The organism is Anabaena sp. 54 (assembly GCF_017355725.1).
Lineage (GTDB): Bacteria > Cyanobacteriota > Cyanobacteriia > Cyanobacteriales > Nostocaceae > Dolichospermum > Dolichospermum heterosporum.
The window spans coordinates 71,309-83,589 of record NZ_JAAVWA010000018.1; the positions used below are offsets into that span (position 1 = coordinate 71,309).

General features: G+C 39.2%; 4 protein-coding genes. 1 reads left to right on the forward strand and 3 read right to left on the reverse strand.

The features are described from left to right. Positions 1-43 precede the first annotated feature (43 nt). Together HEQ36_RS16485 and HEQ36_RS16490 are read right to left on the reverse strand one after the other, a co-directional pair. On the reverse strand, positions 44-9,424 hold the full coding sequence (locus HEQ36_RS16485) for a non-ribosomal peptide synthetase (RefSeq protein ID WP_290708076.1): 9,381 nt from the start codon (positions 9,422-9,424) through the stop codon (positions 44-46). A gap of 330 nt (positions 9,425-9,754) precedes the next feature. After that, complete coding sequence (locus tag HEQ36_RS16490) at positions 9,755-10,357, reverse strand: DUF3318 domain-containing protein (RefSeq protein WP_053541292.1); 603 nt, start codon at positions 10,355-10,357, stop codon at positions 9,755-9,757. A gap of 74 nt (positions 10,358-10,431) precedes the next feature. On the opposite strand from HEQ36_RS16490, the gene HEQ36_RS16495 reads away from it, so the two are divergent. Further along, the gene (locus tag HEQ36_RS16495; protein ID WP_039203522.1) at positions 10,432-10,686 is read left to right on the forward strand and encodes a hypothetical protein; all 255 of its coding nucleotides are present in this window, start codon (positions 10,432-10,434) and stop codon (positions 10,684-10,686) included. 631 nt (positions 10,687-11,317) lie between these two features. Here HEQ36_RS16495 and HEQ36_RS16500 read toward each other — a convergent pair. Then, positions 11,318-12,127, reverse strand: a complete 810-nt coding sequence (locus tag HEQ36_RS16500; RefSeq protein WP_168636984.1) for a DUF874 family protein — start codon at positions 12,125-12,127, stop codon at positions 11,318-11,320. Positions 12,128-12,281: the final 154 nt, after the last annotated feature.

The window sequence follows — 12,281 nt, forward strand, 5'->3', positions numbered from 1 at the left end:
AAGCCTAACTACATACAAAAGTTTGATAGGTTTCCAGCAATTTTTATCCATAAACTCTATCTTTTAAGATTTCAACATAATTTTGCAGCATTAATTGAATATCTTTGTAACTAAAATATGTCTGATCGTATTCTACATGAATGCTGACATTTCCTGATAATGATTCCATGGAAATAGCATAATTTAAAGGAAAGTTAAACTTGTCATAAATCATTTTTCTCTGTACCTTTAAGCTAGTATGCTTGTCCACAGTTTTGGTATTATGGAAATTTACAAAATTAAACGTAGCCAAAAATAATTCCGTTGTTTTTTGATCTGACAGAATTTGCAGCAGTGGATATCTCACACAAGGTTCAATATCAATTAGGGTTTGCTGGACATTTTTAATTTGTACCCCTTTATCTTCTGTAATTGTTTGACAAAATGGCACAATATTCCAGAATAAACCCAAAGCTCCGAAGGGATCAGATAATCTTTCTATCCTACCATTAGAAATAACTCCTACAGAAACCTGATTTTCTTTCATGACAATACTAATGAGATCCAGGTATGCACTCAAGAAAATTGCTTTTGGTGAAACTTTTAATTTCCGACAGTATTCACGTAAATCAACAATTATTTCTGCGTTAAAGTTTTCTTCTATGGCTTTCTGGCTATCGGAAGCAGATTTTACTTGAAATACGGTCGTCTTTAACGGCTGCAATGGTTTATATTTGTAATTTTGCAAATGAAGTTTCCAGAAATTTGATGCTTCTGTTGAGCTAATGATTTCTTTCTCTAAAGCGACAAATTCCTGATGCACATTATTTGCAGGAATCACGGTTATTTCTTCTCCTTGCTTGAGAGCAGAATATAATTCCTCTAGTTGATTTACAAATTCAATACTACTCCAACCATCTGTAATTGCATGGTGCATTGACATGAAGAACTCAAATCTATTTTCGGCTTTGTGAAAAAGCCATAATCTAAAAAGTGCTTCATTGCAATTCTCAACGTTGAATAAATTCTGCCTATCTTGCTTTATGATTGCATCAATGTAATTTTCCTGTTCCTCTGATTTGATGTGACTAATATCTTTTTCATTGATGGAAAATTTCAGATTGTTTCTAACCACTTGACATAATGGTTTTCCGTTCTGAAAAATAAACACCGTTCTCAGAGTTGGATGTTTTTCTACTAGAATTTGTAGAGCTTTCTTGAAGACATTTATAGAAAGATTTTCATCATATATATCTAATAATTCCTGTCCATGATAAACCCCCATTTTTTGATGATCATTTGCGTAATGATGCAACATAAACTCCTGCATTTTGGCAAGAGGATATGCGAATTGTGTATCATCAGGTAATAACTCAGAGATATCTTGAGTCAGTTCTAATAAATGTAGGGGGACAGGAACATTATTTTCCTGATGCTGATGATTATTTATTGGTTGAGAAAAGCCGTAAATTTCCTGGTTTGCAGATACATCAATAGATAAACAATGAGTAATTAGAAAACGCAAATTTGCTGCAAAATCTTCAGCGAGATTTTCAATAGTGTCTCGGTGGTGAAAATTTTCGCTGTAAGTCCAATCTAGTTTTAACTGACCATCTACTACGAGTCCATTAATATCTAGTAAATGACTGCAATTCTCTTGCTGGCTATGTTCCGCTCCCACTGATTCAGAAGCTAGTTTAAAGAAGGAATTTTCTTGTCTTCCCCAATCGAATTGTCCCAAATAATTGAAACTAACTTCAGCTTTTGGCATTGTTGAAAGTTGAGAGATAATATCTTTATCCCCACTCAAATAGCGCAGCAAACCGTAGCCAATACCTCGGTTGGGAACAGCACGCAGTTGTTCTTTGATCGACTTAATAGCATCTCCCAGATTATCTGTTGCTTTTAACTCTAAAAGTACGGGAAAGATGGTCGTAAACCAACCGACTGTCCTCGATAAGTCTACATCTTCAAAAATATCTTCTCGTCCATGACCTTCAAGATCAAGTAACACAGAATTACTACCAATCCAACTACCTAAAGTCTGCAATAAAGCAGTTAGCAAGATATCATTAATCTGGGTTTTATAAGCTTTAGGAACTTCCTGTAATAAAGCGCGGGTTTCCTCAGGTGAGAGTGAGACTGATATGATCTGATTGAATGCTACAGTATTAGCACCCAAGGCATGATCAACTGGTATACGGGTTATCTGTGTACGTGAAATACCTTGCCAATTAGTTAGTTTTTGCTTGGCAATATCAGACTGTGCGTAAGAATTTAGTTTCTCAGCCCAATATTTAAAAGAGGTCGTTTTAGGACGAAACTGAATTTTTTCACCGCGACTAATCTGTTGGTAAGCTGTTTCTAAGTCTTCTAACAAAATTCGCCAAGAAACGCCGTCTACTGCTAGGTGATGAATAATTATTAATAATCGGCTGGATTTGTTAGTACCTAGACAAAAAAACGCTACTTGTATGATTGGACCAGAAGCAATATTCAAGCTAGTTTGCAGGGAATTAGCAGTGGCTTCAATAGCTGCTTTTTGTTCCCTATCTGGGATGTCCGATAAATCTACATAAGAAAAAGGAATAGTATCATCAGGGGTAATATTAATCTGTTCCCCATTGGACGGACAACGTAAACGCAGAGTATCATGATGTAATAATAATTGTCGCAGCACTTCCGGGAATAAAGTCCAGTCAACTACCCCAGATAATTCCAGCAGCAATGACTGATTAAAGTGGTGAGGTTCGGGGAAATTTTGCTCTTTGAACCAGTGTTGAATAGGTGTCAGCGGTAATAATCCTGTTACCAAACCTTGTTCTGCTTTCACCGTCTGAGTGATGTTAGTTACTGCCGCCAATTCAGCAATCGTCTGGTTTTGAAATATCTGTTTAGCCGTTAATTGTAATCCAGCTTGTTTAGCTTTAAAAATAATCTGAATACTGAGAATAGAATCTCCACCCAACTCAAAGAAATTGTCATGGATACCAACTTGTTTAAGATGCAGAACTTCACACCATATTTTTGCTAGTATTTCTTCAGACTCCGTGCGCGGTGCTGCTAGATCCGTTTCTATTTTATGGCTTGTTGTATCAGGTTTAGGTAAACCACGCCGATCTACCTTACCATTAGGGGTAAGAGGCAGAGCATCCAAAACCACAAAAGCAGAAGGTATCATGTAATCTGGTAACTTCTGTTTCAGGAAAGAACGCAATTGCGACTGGGGTAAAGACGTTTCATTCAACGTCCCTACTATGTATGCAACTAAGCGTTTAGAACCTGGAATATCATCAGAATCAATCACTACCGCTTCTGATATTTGGGGGTGTGTAATCAGTAAAGTTTCAATTTCCCCCAGTTCAATGCGAAAACCGCGTATTTTCACCTGATTATCAATGCGACCCAAAAACTCAATATTCCCGTCGGGTAAATAACGAGCTAAATCCCCTGTTTTGTAAATACGTTCTAATGGATTAAAAGGATGAGGAATAAATTTTGCATCTGTTAAATCTGGACGGTGGAGATAACCTCTAGCTAAACCCATACCACCAATATGCAACTCCCCTGGTACACCCATAGGAACTGGTTGTAAATAGCTATCAAGAATATAAATCTGCACATTATCAAAAGCATTGCCAATTACTTGTTTTGGCTGTGTATCCTCTGTTGCTAACTTTGATAAGTCGTATACTGTTGACAATACCGTTGCTTCTGTTGGTCCGTAGCCGTTCATTAATAGCGGTGGTGCTTTTAAATTCTGAATACTTGACCTCTCCTCCATGCACTTTTGCCACAACTTTAATTTTTCTGGTAGCCATTGTTCTCCCCCAGTTGATAACAATCTTACTGATGGTGGTAGGGTTTCATTTGTTGTTGCTAATTCCGCAGTTAACTGCTGCCAGTAGGCTGTTCCCACCGTTAATACTGTTAATTTCCATTCCCAGCACTTCTGTACAAATGTGGAGACAGCACCCAACATTTCGGCAGTCCGTAGCACTAAAGTTCCACCACATATTAAACAGGGATAGATTTCTTCTGCGGCTGCGTCAAAACTAATAGATGCTGCTTGAAGAACTCTGTCTTTATTGTTCATCCCATACTTATCTCTTACGGTTTGGGTTAAATTCACTAAAGACCGATGTTCAATCATTACTCCTTTCGGCTTTCCTGTGGAGCCAGAGGTATAAATTACATAGGCTAAATTATTGGCTTTAACTTGAGTTTGTGGGTTTTTGTCGCTTTGAGTGCTGATTAATTCCCAATCGGTATCTAAACAGATCACCTCTAAGCCAGTATTTGGTATTGAGTTCACTAACTGCTGTTGAGTTAGTAGCACTTTTGCCTGAGAATCATCTAACATATAAGCTAAACGTTCTGCTGGATAAGCTGGATCTAAAGGAACATAAGCACCACCAGCTTTGAGAATCCCTAATAATCCTACTACCATTAACAGCGATCGCTCTACACAAATTCCTACTAAAACCTCTGGATTTACACCCAGTTTTTGCAGATAATTTGCTAGTTGATTTGCCTGTTGATTTAATTCCTGATAAGTTAATTTTTCCCCTTCCAACTCTACCGCTATAGCGTCGGGTGTTTTGATTACCTGTTCTTCAAACAATTGATGGATACATTTATCTAATGGATATTCTTTTTTAGTATTATTCCAATCAACTAATAATTGATATTGCTCAATTTCTGTTAACAATGGTAATTGGGAAATAGGTTGCTGTGGATTGGCGACAATTCCCGTTACTAAAGTGTGGAAATTTCCTGCCATGCGAGCAATTGTTGAATCATCAAACAAGTCGCTATTATATTCCCATTCGGCTATCAATCCAGAAGATGTATTCTCAATTGAGAGAGCTAAATCGAACTTCGCTATTCCCGTTTCCACAGGAAATGAACTTATACTTAACCCTGGCAAATCTAAACTTGATATAGGAACATTCTGGAGATCAAACATGACCTGAAACAGAGGCAAGTGACTCAAAGAACGCTGAGGTTGCAAAGCATCAACCAATTTCTCAAAGGGCAGGTCTTGATGACTGTATGCTTGCAGAGATACCTCCCGCACCCTCATTAGTAACTGCTCAAAACTGGGGTTGTCTGACAAATCAGTTCGCAGCACTAAAGTATTCACAAAAAGACCAATTATCCCTTCTATTTCCGGGCGATTACGTCCAGCAATCGGTGTACCAATTACAATGTCCTTTTCCCCTGTGTAACGATAAAGCAAGGTAACAAAAGCCGCAAAAAACGTCATGAACGGGGTAACTCCTGCACTCTTGCTAAGTAGGTTCATAGCCTCACCTAGGGACGGAGGAAGTGTAAATTGTTGATGTTTTCCCCGGTTTGTTTGAATAGCAGGTCTGGGTCTATCGGTAGGAAGTTCTAATAAGGTGGGAGCGCCTTGAAGTTGTTGCTGCCAATAGGATAGCTGCTCTGTAATTCTCCCTTGTTCCCACCACTGTCGCTGCCAAACGGCAAAGTCTGCATACTGTATGGGTAATTCAGGCAGTTCAACAACTTTTTGAGGGGTTTTGTCATTACAGAATGCAGTGTAGAGTGTTGCTAATTCTTGGACAAATACCCCCGTTGACCAACCATCAAAAATAATGTGGTGTGCTGTGAGGATAAAAACGTACTCTGTTGAGGTAAGCTGTAAGAGAGTGGCACGTATTAAAGGTTCTCTTTCTAGATCAAAAGATCGCACTGCCTCATTTTGAACTAATCGCTGCATTTCCACTTCTCGTTCCTCTGTTGGCAGATACAGCAAATCTACAATTTCTAGTGGCAAAAAAAGAGTTTCAGTAATAACCTGAATGGGTTGATTTTCTTGTGTGACAAAGTTTGTCCGTAACGCTTCATGTCGGCGGGTAATTTCGTTCAGGCTCGATTGTAGCGCAGTTACATTAAGTTTCCCGCTAAACCGCCAAAGAATAGGGATGTTATAAAACGCACTATTGGGATCTAATTTGTCTAAAAACCACAATCTCGCTTGTGCAAAGGAGAGCGGGAGGTTTTCTGTCCTACCAACTGGTTTAATTGCAGAAAGATCGTCCTTGTGTAGAAATACCGAAATCTCTGCTTTATGTTCAGCCTGGAGTTGTGGTGTCAAACTTTTTGTTTGCAGTTCTGGCAATTTCCCCTGAATTGTCTCACAATACTCGGCAAAACTAGCTATAGTTGGTGCTGTAAATAAAGTGCGGACGGACAAATCCATCTGCAAGATTTGACGTAGCCGAGATATGATTTGGGTAGCGAGCAGGGAATGACCACCGATTTCAAAGAAGTTATCGTGTATACCTATATTTTCTAAATGAAGCACCTCTTCCCAAACAGTAGCAATTGTTCGCTCGACATCCGTTTGGGGTGCAACGTAATTTGCTGCTGAGTCAGGTCTATTTTGGTCAGGTTTCGGTAAATTGCGCCGATCTAACTTACCATTCGGAGTTAGAGGTAAAGCATCTAAAACCACAAAAGCAGAAGGTATCATGTAATCTGGTAACTTCTGTTTCAGGAAAGAGCGCAATTGCGACTGGGGCAAAGAGGTTCCAGAGGAAGTTTCTACGATATATGCAACCAATCGTTTAGAACCAGGAATATCATCAGAATCAATCACTACCGCTTCTGATATTTGAGGATGTGTAATTAGTAAAGTTTCAATTTCCCCCAGTTCAATGCGAAAACCGCGTATTTTCACCTGATTGTCAATGCGACCCAGAAACTCAATGTTACCGTTAGGTAAATAGCGAGCTAAGTCTCCTGTTTTGTAAATACGTTCTGATTGCTTAAAGGGATGAGCAATAAATTTTGCATCTGTTAGATCTGGATGGTGGAGATAGCCTCTAGCTAAACCCATACCACCAATATGCAATTCCCCTGGTACACCAATAGGAACGGGCTGGAGGAAGCTATCAAGAATATAAGTCTGGACATTATCAAAAGGAGTGCCAATGATTTGCTGTCCCTGTGTATTCTCTAGGCGCAACTCCGATAAATTGTATACCGTTGATAATACGGTTGCTTCTGTTGGTCCATAGCCGTTCATTAACATCGGTGGCGCTTTTAAATTCTGAACGCGCGATCTATATTCCATGCTCTTTTGCCACAGGTTCAATTTTTCTGGCAGCCATTGTTCTCCACCATTAGCTAACAACCTTACTGATGGTGGTAGGGTTTCATTGGTTGTTGCTAATTCTGCCGTTAGCTGGTGCCAGTATGCTGTTCCCATCATTAATACTGTTAATTCCCATTCCCAGCACTTCTGGATAAATGTGGAGACAGTACCCAACATTTCAGCAGTCCGTAGCACTAAGGTTGCACCAGAGACTAGACAGGGATAGATTTCTTCTGCGGCTGCGTCAAAACTGATCGATGCAGCTTGCAGAACTCTGTCTCTATTGCTCATCTCATATTTGTCTTTTACCGTTTGGGCAAAGTTCGCTAAAGACCGATGTTCAATCATTACTCCTTTTGGCTTCCCTGTGGAGCCAGAGGTATAAATTACATAGGCTAAATTATTGGCTTTAACTTGAGTTTGTGGGTTTTTATCGCTTTGAGTGCTGATTAATTCCCAATTGGTATCTAAACAAATTACTTGTAAGTCAGTATTCGGTATGGAGTTCACTAACTGCTGTTGAGTTAATAGCACTTTTGCCTGAGAATCATCCAACATATAGGCTAAACGTTCTGCTGGATAAGCTGGATCTAAAGGAACATAAGCACCACCAGCTTTAAGAATTCCCAATAATCCGATGAGCATTAAGGGCGATCGCTCTACACAAATTCCTACTAAAACCTCTGGATTTACACCCAGTTTTTGCAGATAATTTGCTAGTTGATTTGCCTGTTGATTTAATTCCTGATAAGTTAATTTTTCCCCTTCCAACTCTACCGCTATAGCGTCGGGTGTTTTGATTACCTGTTCTTCAAACAATTGATGGATACATTTATCTAATGGATATTCTTTTTTAGTATTATTCCAATCAACTAATAATTGATATTGCTCAATTTCTGTTAACAATGGTAATTGGGAAATAGGTTGCTGTGGATTAATTAAAATACTTTCTAGTAAGGTTTGATAATTTCCTGCTATTCGTTCTACAGTGGAAATATTAAACAGATCAGTGTTGTATTGCCAGCAAAAATTAAACTCACTACCAGTTTTAATAATCGCCAAATCTATATCAAATGCTGATCCTCGTTGATGTCCTTCTATTAAGAATGGCGACATCACTAAAGATGATTTTTGGCTATTATCATACCAGCGATGCTCTTGCCAAGTTAAAGAAACTTGAAACAGAGGGGGACGACTAGAATCTCTTTCATGAATAAGCTGTTTTACTAATAGGGGAAAGGGATAATCTTCATGCTTCTTAGCCTCAGAAACTGTGCGACGGATTTGAGCAAGAAAATCTCTGAAGGTGGGATTTTCCCCTAGATTTGCACGTAATACTATGGGGTCTGTAAAATAGCCAACAATACTTTCAAACTCCTTGTTACCTGACCGACCCGCAACCGGACAACCTACTAGGATGTCTTCTTGTCCTGATAAGCGGTAAAATAGAATAAAAAATGCAGCCAGAAAAATTCTATACAGGCTGGTTTTTTCCGATTCTGACAACTTTCTCAGCCTGGAAAGCAATTCTTCATCTAACTTGATGATGTGTGTATTGCCAGAGTAGGTTTGCACATTTGGTCTAAGTTTATCTACGGGCAAGTCTAAGACTGGCAACTCACCTATTAATTGTTTATGCCAGTATGCTGAAATTTGTTCACCTTGAGAACTTGACAACATCTCGGTCTGCCAACTTACATAATCTGTGTATGATAGCTTTGAAAGAGAGAGACTATTATCTGTTTGAGAATTATAAATATCTGAATTTTCAATAATTTGTAAGTCAGCTTGAGACGATGTTTTTACTTCTGTAGCATACAGAATTTGCAGTTCATTTAATAATATGTCAAAAGACCACATATCTCCAGCAATGTGGTGCATGGCCAGTAATTGGATATGTTCTGCTGATGATCTTGTAAATAGATGTACCCGCAATACTGGACCTGTTTCCAAGTTGTAAGGACGCTCGGTTTCTACCAGAATTTGTTTTTTCAAGTAGTCTAAATTCCAAGCAGAAGCATCTGTTATTTTAATATCTATCTCTTGGTATGGGTGAATTACTTGAATAGGTTGATCTTCATGCTGTGTATAGGTAGTTCGCAGGATGGGATGACGTTCTACAATTTGCAGCCAAGCTCTGTGCCATGCTTCCAAATCTAACTCTGAGCTTATCTGCACTGTTGTATAGATATTGTATGCGATGCTTTGGGGTGCTATCTGGTCAAGAAACCACATCGCTTGTTGACCGTAGGAGAGGGGAAATGATTTCGTTTCCTCTGTAAGTTGTGGCTGCCTTTCCAAAGAAGAATTGCTTTGCATTGCTAATTTATAACTTTGTTATCTGTGAGTTTAATTGTAGTCGTTAGGGGCGTACAGAAAATAGCACAACCATAATAACAGAAATTCGTACTATGATTCTTCGATTTCTAAGAGGATGTTTGAAAAGTTTTAGGTTGTGATTTTAGGCACTTACAGATCCCCCCTAACCCCCCTTGTTAAGGGGGGAACTAGAGTCAAAGTCCCCCTTTTTAAGGGGGATTTAGGGGGATCTAAAAATATTTGATACACCATGAGGGACTTTTCAAACACCCTCTAACGGGTAAATGGGTATCCTGGTATCTACGTTCCCTGTTCCCTTTGAATGTACATCTATTGATAATTTTTAGGGATACCAACTTGTGATAAACCAGCAATTACTTTCAAGTTTTGACAACGAATTAATTCACTAAAATTTAAACCAGAACGCCCTTCTATTGTTCCTACGGCTTCAATAGCTGTTAACAAATGTTGGGCGGCTTCAGTTTCTGAATAACCCCGTCTTTGGGCGATTCTAATAGCGACTGTATCAGCAGTTAATTCTGACTCCTGGGATTTATTCGTGCGCCAAATCCGGATAGCCGCTACAGCACTTAATCCCCCGGCTATTACCACACCTACCACATCCGCCTGGACTGCTTCGAGTATTCCCCCTACAAGCCCTGCTAACACCACACCTTGATAAACATTAGGTTGCAGCCATTTCACCCCTATTAACCAGCTTACCTTCTGTAATAGGAGTAAATCTCGTTGAGGTTTTGTCAACCGTCTCCATAAGTCGAAATTAATATATATTGGTCTTGCTTGACTTAAGGGCAGGGGAAAAGCCGCATCTATTACCTGTTTTTGTTCTGGTTTACTGACGATTTTGGTCATCATTCGCCCAGAAGCAGGCATTACATCCAACAACCGACGAATTTCAATATTTGGTTCCATAACACCCATTATTAGTCATAATTATGTATATTCAATGACTACTAAGATTACACTCTATTCCACTTTATATTTATATGGACGCTTTTGATCCCAATCCGCCAGAATGGACTAATCAAGCCGTACACGCCTACCAGTTTCATTGTCCCAAATGCCATGCTGGTAGTCGAGATGCTGTTAATGTGTGGTTAAATAGAAGGTCTCCTGTAAGTACCCCAGATCGTCGTCGGAAGTGGCAAGAATTCTATCATTGTCAATGCAGTTATGTCTGGTGGGCTTGGAGTAATGACAGACCACCGACGGATTTATCTAAGCAAAATCAAAATAATTAAGTAGGTGGGCGTTAAAAATTGTCGTTGGGGCAAGGGAACAGGGAACAGGGAACAGGGAACAGGACGAGAGTTTTGAGTGATTTTACTTTTCTTCACATACCTTTAAATTTTTCTGTTCACCTACTTAACTGCTTTGAGGCAGAGCCTCTATGGTGGCATTCCCAGTCGGAGACTGGGAACGAGAGATTTTGTTTATAAGGAAGAACGCCGAAAACCCTTGAAAATGTGGCTTCCTGAGTCAGCCACATTTGGGCTTTAGACAAGGGATGAAGGCTAGTACCGCAAGGCGGAAGTCAAAAGTCAAAAGTCAAAAGTCAAAATGAAGACAGTATAGGCTTTTGGAGGATTTAGAATGGTTGGTTTATTTACGCCGTTTTGTACTAGAGGCAGGATAAATCCTGCATTGATTTTAATCCATATTCGTGATACAACTATATTGTCACTAAAGACATAAAAAGCTACCGAGGGACTCTCGGAAAGTTACGCTTGTCAGATATGATTTCGCCCGCCAGGGCAAACGAAATCAGGGCAAGAACCCAAATATTTAAGGAACCCTGCCTGAAACTGGGATAACTGAGGGATATAGACTGAAACTCTCTATAGAATCTCCGCGTCTTTAGACCGGAGAGTGTCAATCTAAATCTGGTTCAACACCAAGCGCACGAAGTTGGGCAATTAATCTTTCGGTTTTTTGCCTTTCTTGTTCTAACTTTTGTCTTTCTTGTTCAGCTTTTTGTCTTTCCTGTTCAGCTTTCTGTCTTTCTTGTTCAGCTTTCTGTCTTTCCTCCTCTGTGCTGGTTAATATCCAATTACCGTCTTTGTCGTACCAACGTAACCAAGGCATTTCGACGTTTTTATAACTTCCTTGCCACACTCCTAAACCTAATTCTATTTCGGGAATCCAAAACCGAAAATCTGATAATTTTACTTCAGCATAACGAGCGCCTGTTAACTGAAACATTCTAAATTCAGATTTATAACGATCAAAGATGGCGTAATAGGGTACTCTTAAAATTTGTTCGTAAACTTCCCATTTACCAGGAGGTTTTTCTACATCTCTTAATGTTTGCCCTAAGTCTTCTTTTTCTGTTCCCGGTGAGAGTAATTCAACGACAATATAAGGATTAACTGCTTCTTGCCAAACTACATAACTTAAACGTAAATCTCTTTTATCATAAAGAGAGGGAACACCTAACACTGCAAACCAATCAGGGCGTTTATACCATGAAGGATGACGCAAATCATAATAAAGATTCAGATCACTTCCTGTAAATATTTGGTCGCTAGGATAGTCAGACGGACGGAATGTTTCGGCTAATAATTGTGGTTGGAATAAATGAAATTGATCTGGCAAACCAGGTTCCTCTGGGTCTTCGCTAGGAAGATCATACATTGTCGGTAATGTTTCTTTAGGGGAAAGTGGCGGATCTGTTTGATACATTCTTAACAATCCTAAAGATAGAATTTCTATTTCTATTATGTTGCAAGATGATTCGGGTTAGAAACGCAATATTCGCATATTATAAATAAAGTGCAGAATATGGGATGTCTACTTCATGATGAACAAACCCTTTAATGGAGTTTTGCAGTCGTTG